Here is a 20,595-nt window from a genome sequence, read left to right as displayed (position 1 = left end):
CCGGCGGGTCGCACCACGGGTCACAGGCCGACCACGGCGACGGCGTCCGGCCCCAGCCGCACCGCCGAGCCGTCGAGCGCGCACTCCCCGAAGGACGCCACCACCTCCCGCCCCGGCGCCCCGAGCGGCAGTGCGGCGGCGTGCTTGCCCAGGTTGACGGCCACCCGGAGGGCCCCCCGGTGCAGCACCAGCCACCGGTCCGCTTCGTCGTACTCGACCCGGACGGCCGCGAGGTCCGGGTCGGTGAGCTCCGGCCGGGTGCGCCGCAGCCGGATCAACGCCCGGTACCAGGCGAGCAGTTCGGCGTGCGGGGCGCGCCTCGGCTCGGTCCAGTCGAGGACGGAGCGCAGCACGGTGGCCGGTTCCTGGGGGTCCGGTACCGCGTCCGCCCGCCAGCCGTGCTCGGCGAACTCCCGCCGGCGGCCCTGGCGGACGGCCTCGGCGAGGTTCGGGTCGGTGTGGTCGGTGAAGTACTGCCAGGGGGTGGCCGCGCCCCACTCCTCGCCCATGAACAGCATCGGGGTGAACGGCGAGGTGAGCACCAGCGCCGCCCCGCAGGCGAGCCGGCCGGGGGAGAGGCCGGGGGAGAGCCGGTCGCCCAGCGCCCGGTTGCCGATCTGGTCGTGGGTCTGCAGGTAGCCGAGCAGCCGGTGGCCGTGGGCGGCCGGGAAGGGGCGGCCGTGGCTGCGGCCCCGGAACGACGACCAGCCGCCGTCGTGGAAGAAGCCCCGGGTGAGCGCCTTGGCCACGGCGGCCAGCGGCGCGCGGGCGAAGTCGCCGTAGTAGCCCTGGGATTCGCCGGTGAGCGCGGTGTGCAGCGCGTGGTGGAAGTCGTCGCTCCACTGGGCGGTGAGGCCCTGGCCGCCGGCCTCGCGCGGGGTGGTGGCGCGCGGGGAGTTGAGGTCGGACTCGGCGACCAGGAACAGCGGCCGGTTGGTGGCGACGGCCAACCGGTCAACCTCGCCGGAGAGTTCCTCCAGGAAGTGGACGGCGCGGTCGTCCGCGAGGGCGTGCACGGCGTCCAGTCGCAGGCCGTCGATCCGGTAGTCGCGCAGCCAGGCCAGCGCGCTGCCGATCAGGTAGCGGCGCACCTCGTCCGAGCCGGGGGCGTCCAGGTTGACGGCCGAGCCCCACGGCGTGTGGTGCCGGTCGGTGAAGTACGGGCCGAAGGCGGGCAGGTAGTTGCCGGACGGGCCGAGGTGGTTGTGCACCACGTCGAGGACGACGCCGAGGCCCTTGCGGTGCGCGGCGTCCACGAAGCGCTTCAGCCCGTCCGGGCCGCCGTAGGGCTCGTGCACGGCCCAGAGCGAGACGCCGTCGTAGCCCCAGCCGTGCCGGCCGGGGAACGGGCAGACCGGCAGCAGTTCGACGAAGTCGACGCCCAACTCGACCAGGTGGTCCAGGTGTTCGGCGGCTGCTTCGAAGGTGCCGGCGGCGGTGAAGGTGCCGATGTGCAGCTCGTACAGGACGGCGCCGGGCAGCGGGCGGCCGCGCCAGCCGGTCTGCGACCAGTGGAACGCGGCGTGGTCGACGGCCCGGCTGGGGCCGTCCGGCCCGTGCGGCTGCCGGGGCGAGCGCGGATCGGGCAGCGGGCGGCCGCCGTCCAGCCGGAACGCGTAGTCCCCGGCCGGCGCCTCGCCGTGCCACCACCCGGCCCGCCCGCCGTCCCGGGCCAGCGGGTGCCGGCCGCCGTCGACCTCCACCTCGACCCGTTCGGCGGCGGCCGGGGCCCACACCTCGTACGTTCGGACCTCGTGCGTCGTCACGCCCCGCCCTCCCTGGTCAGCAGCGCCACCGGGTGCGTCGCCAGCAGCTCCGCCACCGCCACCGCGCCCGCCGTGAACCGGCGCCCGGTCAGCTCGTCGGTCCAGGCCCCGCCGGCCGGCAGGTCCAGTTCGGCGCCCTGCCAGCCGCCGGCGCGGGCGAGCCCGTACGGCAGCCGGGTGACCGCCGTGATCACGTCGTCGCCGCGGGCGAAGGCGAGCAGGTGGTCGGCGCTCCGGCCGCGGGCGGCCAGCGGCCGGTAGGCGCCCAGCGGCCGGCGGCGGCGCAGGTGCAGCGCCGTCGTGGTCAGGTGCAGCTTCTCCCGGGCGAGGTCGCCCGGTCGCGGGGTGGCCGAGTCGGTCAGCCGGACGGCGAGCGCGCCGAGGTCGACCACGCCCCGGTTGTCCGGGTCGACCAGGGTGTACAGCGGCTCCTCGCTGCCCTGGTAGAGGTCCGGCACGCCGGGCACGGTCAGGTGCAGCAGCGCGGCGGAGAGGGTGTTGGCCCGGGCGTACGGTGCCAGGGCGTGCACGAAGCCCTCGATCCGGGGGAGCAGCCCCGGGTTGCCGTGGACGGCCCGGGCGCGGTCCGCCAGGGCCTCCTCGAAGCGGGCGTCGGGGGCCGTCCAGGAGGTCTGCTGCTTGGCCTCGCGGGCGGCCTTGAGGAGGGCGGGGACGAGCCGCTCCGGGGTGATCGGCCAGGCCGCGACCAGGGTCTGCCAGAGCAGCCAGTCGCTGTTCGGGTCGCCCCCGGGGCCGGCGGCGGTGGACCAGGCGGCGGCTTCGGCGGCCCAGCCGTCCGGCTGTTCGGCCAGCACGGCGAGGCGGGCGCGGGCGTCGGCGCTGCGCTTGGTGTCGTGGGTGGAGAGCACGGTCATGGTGGCCGGCCAGTGCGCCTCCACGTAGCGGCACCAGTCGTGGAACGCGGCGGGCGCGAGCCCCGGCCGGGCCGGCTCGCCGCCCACCTCGTTGAGGGCGAGCAACGCGTTCCACCGGTAGAAGGCGGTGTCCTCGACGCCCTTGGCGGCGACGGCGGCGGCGGTCTGCGCGAAGCGGACGCAGAACTCGTCCTTCTCGGGGCCGCCGCCGAGCCGCCCGAGGGCGAGGTCGGCGACCAGCCGCCCGGTGGCGTCCTCGGAGCCGTCGAGCGCGGCGCGGAGCTGCTGCTCGGAGACGGCCGGGGCGGGCTCGCCGGGGCGCACGTACGGGCGGTACGCCGGGTAACCGGTGAGCACCCGTCGCAGGGCGTCCCGCAGCTGCCAGGGCGCGTGGTCGGCGTGGGCCGGTTCGGCGGCGCCGATCCGTACGGCGAGCCGGACCAGCCGCTCGACCTCGGCGGCGAGCTCGCCCTGCGGACCGGTCATGTCGGAGCGCCCGCGCCGGGCGGCGACGACGGCCGGGTGCGGGTCGGCGCAGGGCTCGCCGGGGACGCCGCTGCCCGTCCCGTGGACCGCGTGCTCGTAGGCGCCCGCCAGCCGGCCGGCGCCGGGGTGGTCGGTGAGCACGCCGTCGATGCGCAGCAGCGCGTCGTACCCGGTGGTGCCGGCGCACGGCCAGTCCCCGGGGAGGCGCTCCTCGCCGGTGAGGATCTTCTCCACCACCGTGTAGGCGCCGCCGGTGGCCCCGGCGAGCCGGCGCAGGTAGCCGCGCGGGTCGGCCAGACCGTCCGGGTGGTCGATCCGGAACCCGTCCAGGACGCCCTCGCGGTGCAGCCGCAGCAGTACGCCGTGCGTCGCCTCGAACACCTCGGGGACTTCGACCCGGACGGCGATCAGCTCGTTGACGGTGAAGAACCGCCGGTAGTTCAGCTCGGTGCGGGCCAGCCGCCACCAGGCGAGCCGGTACCACTGCCGGGCGAGCAGCTCCGGCAGGGGGAGGCCGGCGGTGCCGGGCCGCAGCGGGAGGGCGTGGTCGTGGTAGCGGAGCTCCTCGCCGTCGACGACGAGGTCGCCGAGGACGGCCCCGAGCCGGTCGCCGAGCAGCGGCAGCAGCACCCGGCCGCGCCCGGGGGCGTCGGTGGGCCCCGGCTGGGCGGCCCAGTCGATGTCGAACCAGGGCGCGTACGGCGAGTCGGGGCCGTCCCGCAGGACGTGCCAGAGCGGCCGGTTCAGGCGCTCGGGGACGGGGACGGCCATGTGGTTGGGCACCACGTCGGCGATCAGCCGCAGGCGGTGCCGGTGGGCCTCGGCGGCCAGCGCGCGCAGCGCCGGCTCGCCGCCGAGCTGGGCGCTGATCCGGCCGTGGTCGACGGTGTCGTAGCCGTGGGTGGAGCCGGGGGCGGCCTCCAGCAGCGGGGAGAGGTGCAGGTGCGACACGCCGAGGGCGGCCAGGTAGGGCACGGCGGCGGTGGCGTCGCGCAGGGTGAAGCCGGGCTGGAGCTGGAGGCGGTAGGTGGCGGACGGTACTGCGGCCGGGCGGGGCTGCGCGGGCTCGGCGGCGTAGGTCATGTGTCCATGAGTACCCGTGCGAGCCCGCGGCCAAGACCCGTTGCTGATCCGAACAGGTGAACGCGCCGGGAGCGGCACCCGCTACGCCGGCCGCTGGAGCACCATCAGCGAGCGGTCGACGAGCGAGAGGGCGTCCCCCGCCTTGACCCGGGCGCCGGAGCCGGGGGCGGGCAGCCGGGGCTGGGCGGTGTCGACCACGACCTGCCACTCCTGCCCGTGGTCGGCCGGGACGGTGAACTCCAGCGGTTCGAAGTGGGCGTTGAACATCAGCAGGAAGGAGTCGTCGACGATCCGCCCGCCGCGCCGGTCCGGCTCCGAGATGGCGTAGCCGTTGAGGAAGACGGTGAGCGACTTGGCGTAGCTGGCGCCCCAGTTGCGCTTGGTCATCTCCTCCCCGCTGGGGGTGAACCAGGCGATGTCGGTGAGGTCCTCGTAGCTGCTGGCGGCGGGGCGGCCGGAGACCGGGCGGCCGTGGAAGAAGCGGCGCCGCCGGAAGACGGGGTGGTCGCGGCGGAGCCAGATCATGCCCTGGGTGAACTCCAGCAGCCGGGCCTCCGGGCCGTCCCCCTCGGGCCAGTGCACCCAGGCGAGCTCGTTGTCCTGGCAGTAGGCGTTGTTGTTGCCCTGCTGGGTGCGGCCGAGTTCGTCGCCGTGCGAGAGCATCGGCACGCCCTGGGAGAGCATCAGGGTGGCGATCAGGTTCCGCTGCTGGCGGGCGCGCAGCTCCTCGACGGCCGGGTCGGTGGTCGGGCCCTCGGCGCCGCAGTTCCAGGAGCGGTTGAAGGACTCGCCGTCCCGGTTGTCCTCGCCGTTGGCCGCGTTGTGCTTGTCGTTGTAGGAGACCAGGTCGCGCAGGGTGAAGCCGTCGTGGCAGGTGACGAAGTTGATCGAGGCGATCGGGCGGCGGCCGTCGTCCTGGTAGAGGTCGGAGGAGCCGGTGAGCCGGGAGCCGAACTCGGCGAGCGTGGCGTTCTCGCCGCGCCACAGGTCGCGCACGGTGTCCCGGTACATGCCGTTCCACTCCGTCCACAGCGGCGGGAAGTTGCCCACCTGGTAGCCGCCCTCGCCGAGGTCCCAGGGCTCGGCGATCAGCTTGGCCTGGGAGACCACCGGGTCCTGCTGGACGAGGTCGAAGAACGAGGAGAGCCGGTCCACCTCGTGGAACTGCCGGGCGAGCGTGGCGGCGAGGTCGAAGCGGAAGCCGTCGACGTGCATCTCGGTGACCCAGTAGCGCAGCGAGTCCATGATCAGCTGGAGGACGTGCGGGCTGCGCATCAGCAGGCTGTTGCCGGTGCCCGTGGTGTCCTCGTAGAACCGCTGGTCCTGGGCGAGCCGGTAGTAGGAGACGTTGTCCAGGCCGCGCAGCGAGAGGGTGGGGCCGAGGTGGTTGCCCTCGGCGGTGTGGTTGTAGACGACGTCCAGGATCACCTCGATGCCGGCCGCGTGCAGCGCCTTCACCATCGACTTGAACTCCTGCACCTGCTGGCCTCTGTCCCCGGTGGAGGAGTAGGAGGAGTGCGGGGCGAAGAAGCCGACGGTGTTGTAGCCCCAGTAGTTGGACAGGCCGAGGTCGCGCAGCCGGTGGTCGCGGACGAACTGGTGCACCGGCATCAGCTCGATCGCGGTGACGCCGAGCTTGGCCAGGTGCTCGATCACCGCGGGGTGGGCCAGGCCCGCGTAGGTGCCGCGGATCTCCTCGGGGATGCCCGGGTGGAGCCTGGTGAGGCCCTTCACGTGGGCCTCGTAGACCACCGTGCGGTGGTAGTCGGTGCGCGGCGGCCGGTCGGTGCCCCAGTCGAAGTACGGATTGACCACCACCGAGTGCATGGTGTGCGGGGCGGAGTCCAGGTCGTTGCGGCGCTCGGGGGCGCCGAAGTGGTAGCCGTAGACCGACTCGTCCCAGTCGATGTTCCCGCTCATCGCCTTGGCGTACGGGTCCAGCAGCAGTTTGGCGCTGTTGTGCCGCTGGCCGAGGCCCGGGTTGTACGGTCCGTGGACGCGGAAGCCGTACCGCTGGCCGGGCTGGACCCCGGGGAGGTAGGCGTGCCGGACGAAGGCGTCCGTCTCGCGCAGCTCGACGGCCGTCTCCGACCCGTCCTCGTCGAGCAGGCAGAGCTCGATCCGGTCGGCGCTCTCGGAGAACACCGCGAAGTTGGTGCCGGCCCCGTCGAAGGTGGCACCGAGGGGGTAGGGCTTCCCTGGCCAGACCTGCATGAGTCCTCAACTTCCTTGTATAGGAGGGAAACTGACAGGTAGTCCGACTATCAGCCCGGACCCCGACGCTCTCTTCCCGGCCGGGCGGCCGGGCATGTGCGGCGGTCGCGCACCGTGACGCACGGCACAGTCCGCATACTCCCCGACGGCGTCCCCGACAGCGGGGCCATTCGCCGCGTGTTCGCCCGAACGGGTGTCCGGCGGGTGCTCCCGGGGCTGCCGGGGTGCACGGGGCGGCCGGGGCGCGCGCACTCCCCTCGGCCAACCGGCTGCGGGCTCCTCGCGGCGGGCAGTACCCTTGATCGTCCGGCCGCCCGCGCCGTGGCGGTCCATCAGGGGGCGCGGCGGCAGCGGCCGCAGAGGAACCGACGGACCCGAGCGGCAGCACCCGACCGACAGACCCGACCGAAGATCCGACAGACGATCCGGCAGACGCACCGGCTCCGGCAGCAATCAGGTGAGGTGGCGCATGGTGTACCCCGCCGGCGGCCGTGGCGGTGGGCCCGGCGGCCCCGACCGGGGCGGCGCCCGCAGCGAGGCCCCGACGGTCGTCATGCGCCCCACCCTGACCGGCCGGGCCGTGGTGCCCGCCCAGGGCGGCCCGGTCGAGATACCGGCCCTCGCGTGGTCCGGCGGCGAGTGGGAGGACGCCTACCAGCGGGTCCGGCTGGCCGGGCGGGCCTACGTCTGGCTCAACCTGGTCGAGCAGCGGCTGCGCTCCCTCGTCGACGAGGTGCTCTACCCCATCTACGCGCCCGCCCACGGCGAGGACTGGGTGACGGCCGCGGCCGGCCCGGCCGGCGAGGAGTGGGCCCACCGGGCCGGCGCCGTCCGCGAGGTCAGCCGCCGCAAGGGCTACCTGCTCGACCCGGCCGACGACGACCCGCTGGTCTTCCTCACCCTGCCCCAGCTGCGCGAGCTGATGGTCCAGCACTGGCCCTGCTTCGAGCCGTACCTGGCCGACCGCCGGGAGATAGAGCTGGCGCTGGACGAGCTGGAGGTCGCCCGGCACGTCGTCTCCCGCAACCGCGTCCTCACCCAGACCGTGCTCGCCCAGACCGAACGCGCCGCCGCCCGGCTGCTCGCCCTGCTGGACGGCGGCACCGGCGGCGTGCCCGCCGACGTCGTCGAATCCCTGGTGGCCGGCCGGTACGCGGACGTGGTCGCGGTGCACGCCGACCGCGTCCGGCTCCAGCGCGACCTGCCGGTGGAGGACCTGCTGGACGGTGCCCGGCGGCTGGACGCGCTCGGCATCGGCCTCGGCATGCTCTGCCAGAACTACACCGGCAAGCGCCTGGTCCGCCTCGCCACCGACGGCTGCCGGGTCCGGCTGCTCTTCCTCAACCCGGCGAGCAGCGCCGTCCGCCGCCGCGAGCGCGAACTGGGCCTCGGGCGCGGCGAACTGGCCCGCTCGATCGAGATGAACATCATGCACGTGCGCCGGGTCCGGGCCCGGCTGCGCGACCAGGGCGGCTTCGAGATCCGGGTCTTCGACGAGACCCCGCGCTTCACCGCCTACCTGGTCGAGGGCCCGCGTCCGGCCGGCCAGACCGGCGGGCCCCGCCGGCAGACCCGCGACCTCGGCGTCGTCCAGCCCTACCTGCGCCGGGCCCGCGGCATGGAGTCGCCCGCCCTGGTGCTGCGCGGCGGCGCCGGCCAGCAACCGGGCGGCACGGACGCCGGGCTGCTGGAGGTCTACCGCGAGGAGTTCGAGGGCATCTGGGGGGACTCCCGGCCGGTCTCCTGAGCGGGCCGGGGGTCCGGGCGCCCTCCCGGGCGGCCGGCGGGCCTGGGCGGGCGGTCCTCGGGCGGGCTCCCGGAAACGCGCTGGTCCCAGCGCCCGGGCCGCTGGAAGACTGCCCGGGTGAACACCACCCCCGCCTGGAGCCTGCGCGCCGCCGAGGCCGCCGACGTCGACCCCGTGGCCGAGCTGCGCGCCGTGGTGCTGCGCCCCGACCTCGAACGGCTCGGCCGCTACGACGAGGACCGGGTCCGCCGGCGGCTGCGCGACTCCTTCTCCACCCGCTGGACGTCGATCGTGCTGGTCGACGGAGCCTTCGCGGGCTCCGTCACCGTCCGCCCCGCCGAGCAGGGCGGCCGGCTGCTGGAGCACTTCTACCTCGCCCCGCGGCACCAGGGCCGGGGCCTCGGCTCGGCCGTGCTGCGGCGGGCCCTGGCGGAGGCCGACGCCGCGGGCGACCCGGTCCGCCTGAACGTCCTCCGGGGCAGCCCCGCCCGCCGCCTCTACGAGCGGCACGGCTTCGTCCTGGAGACGGAGGACCCGGTGGACGTCTTCCTGCTCCGCCCGCCCGTCACCTCGCCCGCCGCCGCGCGGCTGCAGGACCGGGCCCTGCTCTGGGGCACCGGAGAGCTGCGGGCCCGCGAGGTGGTGGAGGCGGCCTGCGAGGCGCTGGTCGCCGGGCTCGACACACCGGCCCTGCGGATCCTCGCCGCCTGCGCCTACGGCGAGGCGGAGGACTGCGTCGCCGACCTCCTGCCGCCCGCGCTGGCGGAGCTCGGGCTGGTCTTCCACCCGCTGGACAGCCGCTGTGCCGAGGAGGCGGGCCTGGCGGCCCTGGCCGGCCGGCTGCTCACCGGCGAGCTGACGCCGAGGGAGCTGGCCGACGCCGTCCACCGCCGGTACGGGCACGAGTCCGAGGCGGCCGAGGTGCTCGCCCAGCTCGACGACGACTACGGCGTGCTGGAGTACATCAACCGGACGGAGGGCGAGGTCGACGCCGAGGTGTGGGCCGAGGCCCGCCGGCTGACCGCGTACGCCGGGCCGCCGCGCTGGTCGTTCCGTAGGCCGGACGGATGGCGACCGGCCGGTATTCAGCCGATGGGCGGTCAGCCGGGGCGCCCGGGCGGGCGCGGGGCACGTGGGCCTTGCTAGCGTCGATTTCATGATCAGCAGACCGGTTCAGGGTCGCTGACCGGGATCTCCCCACCGCTGGAGCTGCCGCCGGGGCTCCCCCCGGCCTGCCCGCCCGCCGCCCCGGCGCCGTCCGGGCCCGCTCCCGCCGCCGCCCCGCCCGACGACCTGGAAGGCCCGCCGTTGACCAGTCAGTACACGACCGGACCGGGCGCACCCGCCGCCGCCTCGCGCCGCAGCTTCGTGCGCACCGCCCTCGGCGCCGGCACCGCCGGGGCGCTCGCCCTCGGCACCGCCCGCCCCGCCCAGGCCGGCCCGCCGGCCGCCGCCCCCCGCTCGGCCACCGGCCGGATCCCCTTCCACGGCGTCCACCAGGCCGGCATCACCAACCCGCCGCCCGGCTACGGCACCTTCGCCGCCCTCACCGTCCAGGCCCCCGACCGCAAGGCGCTGGAGACGCTGCTGCGCACCCTCACCGACCGGATCCGCTTCCTCACCGCCGGCGGCACCCCGCCCGACCTCGGCCCCGCCACCGCCCCCGCCGACAGCGGCACCCTCGGGCCGACCCTGCCCACCGACGACCTGACCGTCACCGTGGCCGTCGGCGCCTCCCTCTTCGACGACCGCTACGGCCTCGCCGCCCTCAGGCCCAAGCGCCTGAGGGCCATGCCCGCCTTCCCCGACGACGGCCTGCGCCCCGCCGAGTGCCACGGCGACCTCTCGCTGCAGATCTGCGCCACCAGCCGCGACACCGTCCAGCACGCCCTGCGCGACCTGCTGCGCAGTACGAAGGGTGCGCTGCGCCCGCGCTGGCAGCTCGACGGCTTCCAGAACCGCGCCCGCCCCACCGGAGCCGCCCGCAACCCGCTCGGCTTCAAGGACGGCATCGAGAACCCCGACACCGGGTCCGCCGGCCAGATGGACGAGCTGGTCTGGGTCGGCGAGAACAGCGGCGAACCGCTCTGGGCGGTCGGCGGCAGCTACCAGGTGATCCGCGCCATCCGCACCCTGGTCGGCCCCTGGGACGAGGTCGCGCTCCAGCGGCAGGAGCGGATCATCGGCCGCCGCAAGGCCGACGGCGCCCCGCTCGGCCGCACCAACGAGACCGACGCCCCCGACTTCGGGCACGATCCGGACGGCGCCGTGATCGCCCTCGACTCCCACATCCGGCTCGCCAACCCGCGCACCGACGCCACCCGCGCCGAGCGCATCCTGCGCCGCGCCTTCACCTACGACCGGGGCCTCGACGAGCAGGGCGAACCCGAGCTCGGCCTGGCCTTCTGCTGCTACCAGCAGGACGTGGCCCGCCAGTTCGAGGCCGTCCAGACCCGCCTCGCCGACGAGCCGCTGGCCCGCTTCCTGCGCCCCACCGGGGGCGGCTACTTCTACGTCCTGCCCGGGGTCCAGGACACCGCCGACTGGCTGGGCCGGAGCCTGCTCGCGGGGGCCTGAGCGCGGTGCCCGCCCGCCCCACCGGCGGCGTTGTCGGTGGGGCGGGCGATGATAGGGGCTGTTTCGACCAGCAGGACGGAAGGACACACCCCTATGAGCTGGTGGCAGCAGCCACTGGTCGGCTTCGACCTGGAGACCACGGGCACCGACCCGGCCGTGGACCGCATCGTCACGGCCGCCCTCGTGGACACCGTCGGAGCCCGCCGGCTGAGCGCCACCGAGTGGCTGCTCGACCCGGGTGTCCCGATCCCCGCCGAGGCCGCGGCGATCCACGGCATCGGCGACGACCTCGCCCGCAGCAAGGGCCGCCCGGCCAAGGGGGCGGTGGACGAGATAGCCACCGCCCTGTGCGAGCGGCTCGCCGCCGGCCACCCGGTGGTCGCCTTCAACGCCCCCTTCGACCTCTCGCTGCTCGATGCCGAGCTGCGCCGCCACGGCCTGGCCCCCCTGGCCGAGCGCCTCGGCGGCCCGGTCGCGCCCGTCCTCGACGCCCTGGTCATCGACCGGGCCGTGGACAAGTACCGCAAGGGCTCGCGCACCCTCCAGCGGGTCTGCGAGGTGTACGGGGTCGAGCTGACCGACGCCCACGAGGCCGGCAGCGACGCCCTCGCCGCCGTCCGGGTCGCCGTCGCCCTCGCCGAGCGCTACCGGGCCGAGGTCGGCGACGTCCCGCTCGCGGTGCTGCACACCCGCCAGATCGACTGGCACCGCACCTGGGCGGAGAGCCTGGAGGCCTGGCTCCGCCGCGGCAAGGACCCGCAGGCCGTCATCGACCCGCGCTGGCCGCTGCGCTGAGCGTCGCCACGTCACCGGCCGGGGGCGGCGGTCAGCTGTGGGCGATGCGCTCGACCTCGTACGGCTGGGCGGCGCCGAGCCGGCCCTCCGCCAGGGAGGGCAGCCGGGGACAGGCAAGGGCGACGAGGGCAAGGAAGGGCGACGAGGGCAGGATTCGAACCTGCGTCCACCCGGGATCAGAGCCGGGCGCTCCTCCACAGAGCTTCCTCGTCGCCACGGTGATCCTCGCGGGGCGTCACGGCGGGGTCAACGGATTTACCGGGGCGGGCACGGGCGGCAACCGCCGTCGCTCAGAGCCACTCCCGGGCGGCGGCACGCTTGTCCTTGCCGGAGAAGATCCCCGCGGACCGCATGGCGCCGGCCATCAGCGGGTCGGCGACGGCGACTCCGTGGACCAGCTCGGGCGTCCGTCGGAAGGGGACGGGCCGGGCGGCCGGCCTGGGGGCGGTCCAGCCCCCGGCCACCGGATCCACCCCGTGCCGTGCGCAGGCTGCTTCGACCAGCGGGCGCGGGCACTCCCGCTCGCCCCGGAGCACCTCCCAGGGCAGGGGCAGCTCCGCCCAGACATAGGTGTCCGGGTGCAGTCCGCCGCCGCTGACACGGTGCCAGTACGCCACGTCGGCCGCCATCAGGCGGGGCACCTTGCCGGGGCAGAAGCGGTCCAGGATCTCCTCCTGGCCCAGTTCGGTGACCAGCGCGAGCCAGTGGGCCCGCGCCGTGTTCCAGGCCTGTGCGGCCTGGTTCCACGTCGAGGAGTCGTTGCCGCGGCGCACGATCATCGTGTCGCGCTCGAGCGGCTTCCGGTCCCAGGCGTCCGCCAGCAGGTCGGCCGCCCGGCGCAGGACGCCGTTCCACCGCAGCAGGAGCCGTTCGATGTCCTGGTCGGAGAGGTGGGCCAGCACGTCGGCCGTGGGGTGCACCTGGGCGACCGCGAACCAGCAGGTCTGCTCCGGGCGGGCCCGGAGGCGCTGGAACAGGGCCTCGGCGATCTCGTCGTGGACCTGGCGCTGCCGGCCGTTGGTGAAGACGCTGCGCATGTAGCCGCGCGCCGTGACGTAGGCGATGAAGGCCGCCGCGTCCGGGTCCGCGGCGAACACCTCGTACGGCAGGGTGTGGGCGAGTGCGCCCTTGCCGGTCATGGTCAGTTCGCGCCGGCGCTGCTCGTGGATCAGCCGCGCCAGTTTGGCCTCCATCCGGCGCAGCAGGCGGAAGCGCTTGTTGTACTGCCGTTTGGAGATCTCGCCCAGGCCCGCCGCGGTGCGTTCGGCCCGGTCGAGGCGGTCCGTGCCGAAGTCGTTCTGCCCGTAGGCGCGGCAGATCTCCTCGCCGGCCCGGCGGATCACCGCCTCGATCCGGGCCGGATCGTCCCCGGCGCCGTCCGGCAGTGCCGGCACGCTCGCGAACAGGGTGGCCGCCCGGGCGAGTTGGCGCTGTGCGCCGACCGGTCGGGCGAACTCCTCCAGCATGGAGGTGTAGCCGTGCCAGAGCTTGCGCAGCGAGTGCTCGGCGGCCTTCGCGAGGGCCGCCCCGGTCGCCGGATCGAGGTGGGTGCCCCGGGCGCCGTACAGCTCCTGGATGAGCCCGGCCACATCCTCCGGACGCCTGCGCAGTGCGAGCGAGTCATGGAGTTCACGGAGCAGCTGCTCGACTGTGGGCGACGGCATGGGCCTCACCCTGGCAGCGGCGCGACCGGATCTCCACCGATTATCGGCGCGCCGCCGCCGACCCGGCGGCGTCCGTCAACGGGCCCCGGACGCCGCCGGGTTCAGCGCGCGGGGAAGTCGAAGCGGTAGCCCTGGGCGACCAGCCAGGGGAGCAGCTGCTTCAGCGCGGCGACGGTCTGGCTGCGGTCGCCGCCGCCGTCGTGCAGCAGGATCACGCCACCGGGCCTGAGTTGGCTCTGCACGGTGGAGACGATCGAGGCGACGCCCGGTCGGGACCAGTCGCGCGGGTCGACCGACCAGCCGAGCGGGCGCAGGCCGTGGTCGGCGGCGATGCGCTGGTTGTCGGCGGTGAACCCGCCGCCGGGGGCGCGGAACCAGGGGACCTCGGTGCCCGGGCCGCCGGCCTGGACGATCATGTCCCGGGCGGCGGAGACCTCGTACACGGCCTTGTCGTGCGGGAGCGAGGCGAACGGCTGCGGGTGGGTCACGCTGTGGTCGCAGAGCCGGTGGCCGGCGGCCCGGATCCGCTTGACCACGGCGGGGTCGGCGGCGGCCTGCCGGCCGATCTGGCAGAACGTCGCCTTGACGCCGTACCGGGCCAGCAGGTCCAGGACCTCGCCGGTGGCGGGCCCCGGTCCGTCGTCGAAGGTGAGCGCCACCGTCCGCCCGCCGGAGGCGGTGGAGCGGACGACCGCGGTGGACACGCCGCTCGCGGGCGGAGCGGGCGGAGCGGGCGGAGCGGTCGGGGCGGGCTGTGCTGTCGTGGCCGGGGCGCTCGGCGGGGCGGTGGACGGCGGCGGTGGTGGCTTGGGGGTGGGCGTGGCGGCCCTGGGAGTCGTCGGTCGAGGGGTGGCGGACTTCGAGGTCGGGCGCGCGCTGCCCGGGCCGGCGGAGGCGGGAGCGCCGCTCGACGGCGCCGCCGACGGGGAGGGCGGCCCGGACGGCGACGCAGCGGCCGGCGCGGACGCCGACGGAGCAGCGGGCGCGGAGGTCGGCGCCGGGGCGAGGGTGACCGGCGCGGTGGTGGTGCTCGGTTCGGGCCGGAGCGCGCCGTTGGCGGTGCCGCAGGCGGCCAGGGCCAGCGAGGCGGCCACCGCGACGCAGCCCGCGAGCAGCCGGTGGCGGTGCCGGGTGGAGGGCGAGGAACGCTGCGAGGTGGTGTGCTCCGGCATGGCGGCGGCTCCTGAGGTACTGGTGCGGGTACCGATCCTCGGTCAGGGCGACTGCCCTGCAAGACGCCGATCGGGCCGCCCCCGGTTGCGCGCCGAACCCGGCCGGGCATCACCGGGAGCGGGGCCGAGGCAGGCTCAGAACGGGTACCAGCGGACCTCGGTGGCGCCCTCGCGCAGCGAGTCGACCCGCCGGCGGAACTCCGCCAGCGCGGCCGGGTTGCCCGGCACCTGCTGCGCCACCCAGGAGGCGCTCGCCGTCTCGCGGGCCCCGCGGAGCACCGCGAAGCCGGTCCACTCCCGGACGTCCCAGCCGTACGCCTCGGTGAACGCCCGGTACTCCTCGGCCGGGACGCCGTACCGGTCGTGGCTGAGCGCCAGCACCACCAGGTCGTGCTCGCGCAGATCGTGCGAGGCGTACTCCAGGTCGAGCAGTACCGGGCCGTCCGGCCCGACGTGGACGTTGCGCGGCAGCGCGTCGCCGTGGATCACGCCGGCCGGCAGGTGCGCGGGCAGCTCGGGCAGCGCGGCGGCGAAGCCGTCGCGGCGGTCCCGGAGGAAGGCGGCGTCGGCGGGGTCGACGTGTCCGTCGGCGGAGGCCAGCCAGCGTTCGACGGGCGCGAGCAGGTCGCGCCGGGCGAGCGGGAAGGGCGGCGGCGGCAGCCGGTGCAGGGCGCGCAGCAGCGGCGCGAGGTCCACCGGGCGGGCGGGCCGCTCGGCGGGTGCGAGCCGGTGCCAGAAGGTGACGGGGTGTCCGTCGACGACCTGCGGCTCGGGCGCGACGGCGCCGTAGGGGCGGACCACCGGGATGCCCCGGTCGGCGAGCCAGTGGGCGACGGCGAGTTCCCGGCCGGCCCGGTCGGACAGTTCGGGGCCGCGGCCGACCTTGGCGACCACAGCCGGGTCGCCGAGGTCGAAGACGGCGTTCTCGCCCAGGGCGAGCAGCCGGGCGTCGCCGGGGTCGGGCAGGCCGGCGGACGCGCAGGCCCGGGCGAGCAGCAGCCGGGCGCGGCCCTCGTCGAAGGGGATCATGGGGGGCTGCTCCGTTCCGCGGGGACGCCAGGACGGTGATCATCATGACGCACGCGGGCCGGGCCCCGCGTGATGCGGGGCCCGGCCGCGGCCGGTGGCCGGTGGGGAAGGGGGTGTCAGACCCCGACCCGGCGGTGCCGGGCCCGGTCCGCCAGGCTCCGGTCGGCCGCGGTCCGGTCGGCGGCGGCCCCGGCACCCCGCACCGTCCCGCCGTGCGAGAGGTCGGGCAGCCACCGCAGCCAGCTGGGCAGGTACCAGTTGCGCTCGCCGAGCAGGGTCATCACCGCGGGCAGCAGCACCGCGCGGATCAGCGTCGCGTCGATCAGCACGGCGACCGCGAGGCCGACGCCCATCTGCTTCATCGCCTGCATGGAGAGGGTGCCGAAGACCGCGAACACCGCGACCATGATCACTGCGGCGCTGGTGACCACTCCGGCGGTGGAGCGGATGCCGTGCGCGACGGCGTCCCGGGTCGGCAGGCCCAGGTCGCGGGCCTCCTTGATCCGGGAGACCACGAAGACGTGGTAGTCCATCGAGAGGCCGAAGAGGATCACGAAGAGGAAGAGCGGCACCCAGGACTCGACCGCGCCGACCCCGGCGGTGCCCAGCAGGGCGGCGCCCACGCCGTGCTGGAAGACCAGCGTCAGCACCCCGTACGCGGCGCCGACCGAGAGCAGGTTGAGCACCACGGCGGTGGCGGCCACGGCCGGGGAGCGGAACGTGGTCAGCATCAGCAGGAAGGCGAAGGCCACCACGAAGCCGAGGACCAGCGGCATCGAGCCGGTCATCCGCTCGTTGAAGTCGTGCGAGCCGGCCGTCCGCCCGGTGACCGGCGCCTCGGTGCCGGGCACCCGCAGCACCGTGGCGGGCACCAGCTCCTCGCGCAGGCTCTTCAGCGCGGCATTGCTGGTGGCGTCGTTGCCGCTGCCGTTGAGCGGGATGTCGACGGTGGCGACGTTCTGCCCGGGGTGCACGGTGACGTCCACCGGCCCGTGCATCCGCCCGTCGGCCAGCGCCCTCGCCCGGAGGTCGGCGATCGCGGCGGTCATCGCCGGCGAGTCGATGTCGGTGGCCCTGATCACCACCGAGGCCGGCGCGGGGCTGCCGGGGAAGGCCGCCTCGATCTTCTCCGAGACGGCGACCAGCGCGTTGCCCTCGGGCAGCTGCTGGCGGAAGGTGAGGTTGGCGGTGTGCATGGTCAGCAGCGGCGCGGCCAGGCCGAGCAGCACGGTGGTGACCAGCACGGTGGCGGCCAGCGGGCGGCGCAGCACCGGGGTGAGGACGGCGTTCCAGAACCGGCCGCCGGTGGCGGCGGTGCCGGGGCGGCGCAGCCGGCCGAGCAGCGGGACGCGGCCCTTCTGGACGCGGTCGCCCAGGACGGACAGCAGGGCGGGCAGCACGGTGAGCGAGCCGAGCACGGCGGTGACGACGACCAGGATGGTGGCGTAGGCCATGGCCTCGAACTCGGCGATGCCGGTGAGGAACATGCCGGCCATGGCGACCACCACGGTGACCCCGGAGACCAGGACGGCCCGGCCGCTGGTGGCGGCGGCGACCTTCAGCGCGGTCTCCAGGTCCCGTCCGGCGGCCCGTTCCTCGCGCTCGCGGCGCAGGTAGAAGAGGCAGTAGTCGACGCCGACGGCCAGGCCGACCAGCAGCATCACCGAGCCGGCGCTGTCCGTGGTGTGCAGGACGCCGCTGCTGAGCGCGACCAGTCCGCCGGCCGCGACGAAGGCGGTGACGGCGAGGACGACCGGCAGGACGGCGGCGACCAGCGCGCCGAAGGCGATCAGCAGGATGCCCAGCGCCAGCGGGACGGCCGTCCACTCGGCGCGGGTGAAGTCGCTGGAGAACTGCTCGTCGATCCACTTGCCGGAGCTGGCGTCGCCGAGCTCGGCGACGGTGAGGTCCGGGTGCTGCCGCTGGACGGCGGCGACGGCGTCCAGGACGGCCGTGACGTTCTCCGCCGCCTCCTCCCGGTCGCCCTTGACGTCGAGCTGGACGAGGACGGAGCGACGGTCCGCCGAGACCGCCCCGGTGTCGTACGGGGAGCGGACGTCGGTGGCCCGGCCGGTGCCGGTCACGCCGGCGACCACCTGCTCGACGGCGGCCCGGAAGGCCGGGGCGTCGGCGGTCGCGGTGGCAGTCTGGATCAGGACGGTCTCGCTCGCGGGGGCCTTGAGCCCGGCCTCGTCGAGGATCCGCGCGGCGCGGGAGACCTGGCCGGGCATCGCCTCGGAGTCGGCGACCTCCGTACTGCCGTGCAGTCCGCCGAGGAACGCGGAGAGGACGACGAAGAGCAGCCAGCCGAAGATGGCCGTCCGTCTGTGCCGGGCGCTCCAGGCGCCCATCGCGGCAGCCATGCCGAGCTTGGTTTTCACGGAAGTCCCCCTGGGAGAGCGGCGGTCGTCGCCGGGTGAGCGCGGAGCCGGCGAGCGGGCCGCCGGAATCGGGCGCCGGCTGCGCGTCCGGCGTCGCAACCGACAGTAGGGAAGCGGCTGTTGGGCAGGTATCCGGCTGGCGGGGGAGTTGCCCCGGGGGGCTCCCAGGGGTCGGGGGTGGGGTTATCCCTACCGGGGAACCCTGATTTCTCCTCCCTCAGGGTGGGTGCGAACTCCACCCTGAGGGGGAGCTGTCTCCACCCGGAGCACGAGGTGGGCGGGCCGGTCGACGGGTGAAAATGGTCCGGGGCCGCTGTTCGGCGTCCCCACGGGGGCCGGCTTACGGGGGGTTGCTTGCCGGGCGGCAAGCAAGTTCTCGTAGGATGATGTCCTCATCTCACTTACCTGCCGACCGGCTAGGGGCGGGCCTCGTCGCCATGCCCTGCCGGTCCTCCGTCGCCCGACGTCCCGTCCCCCAAGGGCTGCGGTGAACCATGCCCAGGAGGCATCACGAGCATGTTCCACCGACTAGGACACTTCGTCGTCCGTCGCGCCTGGTGGGTGATCGCGGCATGGGTTGTCGCGATGATCGCGATCGTGGCCGGTGCGCCGACGATCACGGCCCAGACCGACGAGGCTTCCTTCCTCCCCAAGCACTACGAGTCCATCCAGGCCTCGGCGCTCCAGGAGAAGGCGTTCCCGGCCAGCTTCACGCCCTCCGCACTGGCGCTCTTCGAGCGCAATGACGGCGGCGCGATGAACGACGCCGACAAGGCCGCCATGGCCAAGATCGTCCAGGGTCTCACGGACAAGAAGATCGCGGACGTCGAGAAGATCATCCCGGTCAGCGAGCAGACGACGTCCAAGGACGCCAAGTACGCGCTCGCCCCGATCGCCATCGACAAGGCGAAGCAGCAGTCCGAGGACTTCGGCGAGGCCGCCAAGCACCTCCGGGAGGAGGGCAAGTCGCTCGCCTCGGGGACGGACCTGAAGTTCCAGCTCGGTGGCGCCGCCGCCCAGGCCCTGGACCAGAAGGAGTCCTCCGGCTCGGCCGACGCCCTCATCGCGATGTCGACGGTCCTGCTGGTCGCGATCATCGTCGGGATCATCTTCCGCAGCATCCTGGCCGGAATCCTGCCGGTGCTGATCTCGCTGGTGGTCGCCATGCCGACGGCCAACGGCGTGATCGCGTACGCGACCAAGGCGTTCGGCCTGGAGAGCACCCCGGTGCTGTCGGCGATCCTGATCGTCGTCGTGCTCGGCGTCGGCACCGACTACTTCCTCTTCCTGGCGTTCCGCTACCGCGAGCGGCTGCGGGCCGGTGACGACCGCAAGGAGGCCGTGGCCAACGCCGTCGGCCGGGTCGGCGAGGCGATCGCCTCGGCGGCCGGCGCCGTCACCGTCGCCTTCGCGGTGCTGGTGCTCTCCAGCCTCGGCATGTTCAAGGCCCTCGGCCCGGCCCTGGCCATCGCGGTGGTCGTCACCGCGTTCGCCTCGCTCACCCTGGCCCCGGCCGTGCTCGCGGTCATCCCGGCGCGCGGTGTGTTCTGGCCGGGCAAGAAGTGGATGAACGAGCCGAGCAACGCGCGGTTCGCCGCGCTCGGCCGGATGGTGGAGAAGCGCCCCGCCCTGGTGGCCCTGGCCTCCGGCGGTGTGCTGGTGGCCCTGTCGGCCGGCGCCCTGGGCTACAACGGCACCTTCGACCTGGCGGGCAGCTCCATGCCCAAGGACAAGGAGTCGATGGTCGTCCAGGACAAGCTGATGAACGGCTTCTCGGCCGGCGCGGCCGACCCGAGCCACGTCTACCTGACCAGCACCGCGGGCGCCAAGCTCGACCCGGCCGCCTTCGAGAGCTACGCGGCCAAGCTCAGCACGGTGTCCGGGGTGTCCCCGGTCGCGGCGAAGCCCCAGCTCAGTGAGGACGGCACGACGGCCGACTTCACCGTCCTGCTCAAGAACGAGCCGTCCAGCAACGCGGCGATCGACTCGCTCACCGACCTGCGGGAGGTCGCGCACAGCCAGGCGCCGGCCGGCACCGAGGCGAAGGTCGGCGGTCTGACCGCCGTCTACAAGGACATCAACCTCGCGATGACCCACGACTACAAGTTGGTCTTCCCGATCGCGGGTCTGCTGATCCTGCTCATCCTCGGCCTGCAGCTGCGCAGCGTGGTCGCCCCGTGGTACCTGATGGTCTCCGTCGGCCTCGGCTTCACGGCCACCCTCGGTGCCGCCACCCTGCTCTTCCAGCAGATCGGCAGCGAGACCGGTCTGATGTTCATGCTGCCGATCCTCATCTACCTCTTCGTGGTGGCGATCGGGACGGACTACAACATCCTGATCATCGCCCGTCTGCGGGAGGAGGCCCGCGCGGGCCGCAACCCGCGTGAGGCGGCCCGTGAGGCGCTGCGCCACGGCGGTCCGACGGTCGCGGCGGCCGGGTTCATCCTGGCGGCGTCCTTCGCGACCTTCATGCTCGCGGGCAACGTCTTCATGCTGGAGTTCGGCTTCGCGATGGCCTTCGGCATCGCCCTGGCGGCCTTCGTGATGGCGCTCTTCTTCACCCCGGCGCTCACCGCGCTGATCGGCCGTGCCGCCTGGTGGCCCGGCCACGGTGCGGACGACGAGCACCGGTCGGGTGCGGCCCCGGTGGCCGGTTCGCACGGCGTGCCGGAGCCGGCCGGGCGGCGCTGACCGCCCCCTCGCCCCGCACAGCACGCGGCGTCCGCTTCGGCGGGCGCCGCGTGCCCGTTCCGGCGCGGCGCCAAACGTGACGTGCCAGGCAAAAAGTCCCCGGTCAATCGGGGTG

Annotated in this window: 12 protein-coding genes and 1 tRNA gene; 5 read left to right on the top strand and 8 right to left on the bottom strand. The window is 74.7% G+C overall.

The genetic code is table 11. The features are described from left to right. Positions 1-20: 20 nt before the first annotated feature. From treZ to glgX, 3 genes are all read right to left on the bottom strand, one after another. The gene (gene treZ / locus ACWDRR_RS02410; protein WP_449770303.1) at positions 21-1,766 is read right to left on the bottom strand and encodes a malto-oligosyltrehalose trehalohydrolase; all 1,746 of its coding nucleotides are present in this window, start codon (positions 1,764-1,766) and stop codon (positions 21-23) included. Then, positions 1,763-4,210: a malto-oligosyltrehalose synthase gene (gene treY, locus ACWDRR_RS02405; protein ID WP_449770302.1), complete on the bottom strand. Its 2,448-nt coding sequence runs from the start codon at positions 4,208-4,210 to the stop codon at positions 1,763-1,765. The genes treZ and treY overlap by 4 nt, the downstream gene beginning before the upstream one ends. Positions 4,211-4,291: 81 nt before the next feature. After that, positions 4,292-6,424 carry a glycogen debranching protein GlgX gene (gene glgX / locus ACWDRR_RS02400; protein ID WP_449770301.1) on the bottom strand — a complete coding sequence of 711 codons (2,133 nt, stop codon included), beginning with the start codon at positions 6,422-6,424 and terminating at the stop codon, positions 4,292-4,294. A gap of 469 nt (positions 6,425-6,893) precedes the next feature. Here glgX and ACWDRR_RS02395 point away from each other — a divergent pair, with 469 nt between their 5' ends. The 4 genes from ACWDRR_RS02395 (at position 6,894) to ACWDRR_RS02380 (ending at position 11,543) form a co-directional block, all read left to right on the top strand. Further along, entirely contained in the window at positions 6,894-8,171 is a 1,278-nt protein-coding gene (locus ACWDRR_RS02395; protein ID WP_449770300.1) for an SAV2148 family HEPN domain-containing protein, read from the top strand. A gap of 117 nt (positions 8,172-8,288) precedes the next feature. Next, positions 8,289-9,317 (top strand): N-acetyltransferase family protein, encoded by a 1,029-nt coding sequence (locus ACWDRR_RS02390; protein ID WP_449770299.1) that lies wholly within the window; start codon positions 8,289-8,291, stop codon positions 9,315-9,317. 162 nt (positions 9,318-9,479) lie between these two features. Further along, on the top strand, positions 9,480-10,748 hold the full coding sequence (locus ACWDRR_RS02385) for a Dyp-type peroxidase (protein WP_449770298.1): 1,269 nt from the start codon (positions 9,480-9,482) through the stop codon (positions 10,746-10,748). Positions 10,749-10,841: 93 nt separating this feature from the next. Further along, positions 10,842-11,543, top strand: a complete 702-nt coding sequence (locus tag ACWDRR_RS02380; protein ID WP_449770297.1) for an exonuclease domain-containing protein — start codon at positions 10,842-10,844, stop codon at positions 11,541-11,543. 139 nt (positions 11,544-11,682) lie between these two features. On the opposite strand, the gene ACWDRR_RS02375 is transcribed toward ACWDRR_RS02380, so the two are convergent. The 5 genes from ACWDRR_RS02375 to ACWDRR_RS02355 all read right to left on the bottom strand — a co-directional run bounded on the left by ACWDRR_RS02375 (position 11,683) and on the right by ACWDRR_RS02355 (position 17,771). Beyond that, a tRNA-Gln gene (locus tag ACWDRR_RS02375) sits at positions 11,683-11,755 on the bottom strand. A gap of 78 nt (positions 11,756-11,833) precedes the next feature. Further along, positions 11,834-13,207, bottom strand: coding sequence for a hypothetical protein (locus ACWDRR_RS02370; protein WP_449770296.1), 1,374 nt, complete (start codon positions 13,205-13,207; stop codon positions 11,834-11,836). Positions 13,208-13,308: 101 nt separating this feature from the next. Next, positions 13,309-14,379: a polysaccharide deacetylase family protein gene (locus tag ACWDRR_RS02365; protein ID WP_449770295.1), complete on the bottom strand. Its 1,071-nt coding sequence runs from the start codon at positions 14,377-14,379 to the stop codon at positions 13,309-13,311. Positions 14,380-14,514: 135 nt separating this feature from the next. Continuing rightward, a complete protein-coding gene (locus tag ACWDRR_RS02360) occupies positions 14,515-15,408 on the bottom strand; it encodes a phosphotransferase enzyme family protein (RefSeq protein WP_449770294.1) in 894 nt (297 codons plus the stop codon). A 116-nt stretch (positions 15,409-15,524) separates the two neighbouring features. Then, complete coding sequence (locus tag ACWDRR_RS02355; RefSeq protein WP_449770528.1) at positions 15,525-17,771, bottom strand: MMPL family transporter; 2,247 nt, start codon at positions 17,769-17,771, stop codon at positions 15,525-15,527. 534 nt (positions 17,772-18,305) lie between these two features. On the opposite strand from ACWDRR_RS02355, the gene ACWDRR_RS02350 reads away from it, so the two are divergent. Further along, complete coding sequence (locus ACWDRR_RS02350) at positions 18,306-20,480, top strand: MMPL family transporter (RefSeq protein ID WP_449770293.1); 2,175 nt, start codon at positions 18,306-18,308, stop codon at positions 20,478-20,480. Positions 20,481-20,595: the final 115 nt, after the last annotated feature.

The organism is Kitasatospora sp. NPDC003701, from assembly GCF_053587085.1.
Note: the sequence above shows the minus strand (reverse complement) of the source record. Positions and strands in the feature narration are given on the sequence as shown.

What these genes read in the sequence shown, in the direction of transcription:
- ACWDRR_RS02365 (WP_449770295.1), bottom strand. Translation starts at nt 14,379, where the DNA reads ATGCCGGAGCACACCACCTCGCAGCGTTCCTCGCCCTCCACCCGGCAC.
- ACWDRR_RS02370 (WP_449770296.1), bottom strand. Translation starts at nt 13,207, where the DNA reads ATGCCGTCGCCCACAGTCGAGCAGCTGCTCCGTGAACTCCATGACTCG.
- ACWDRR_RS02395 (WP_449770300.1), top strand. Translation starts at nt 6,894, where the DNA reads ATGGTGTACCCCGCCGGCGGCCGTGGCGGTGGGCCCGGCGGCCCCGAC.
- ACWDRR_RS02380 (WP_449770297.1), top strand. Translation starts at nt 10,842, where the DNA reads ATGAGCTGGTGGCAGCAGCCACTGGTCGGCTTCGACCTGGAGACCACG.
- ACWDRR_RS02355 (WP_449770528.1), bottom strand. Translation starts at nt 17,771, where the DNA reads ATGGCTGCCGCGATGGGCGCCTGGAGCGCCCGGCACAGACGGACGGCC.
- ACWDRR_RS02350 (WP_449770293.1), top strand. Translation starts at nt 18,306, where the DNA reads ATGTTCCACCGACTAGGACACTTCGTCGTCCGTCGCGCCTGGTGGGTG.
- ACWDRR_RS02360 (WP_449770294.1), bottom strand. Translation starts at nt 15,408, where the DNA reads ATGATCCCCTTCGACGAGGGCCGCGCCCGGCTGCTGCTCGCCCGGGCC.
- glgX (WP_449770301.1), bottom strand. Translation starts at nt 6,424, where the DNA reads ATGCAGGTCTGGCCAGGGAAGCCCTACCCCCTCGGTGCCACCTTCGAC.
- treY (WP_449770302.1), bottom strand. Translation starts at nt 4,210, where the DNA reads ATGACCTACGCCGCCGAGCCCGCGCAGCCCCGCCCGGCCGCAGTACCG.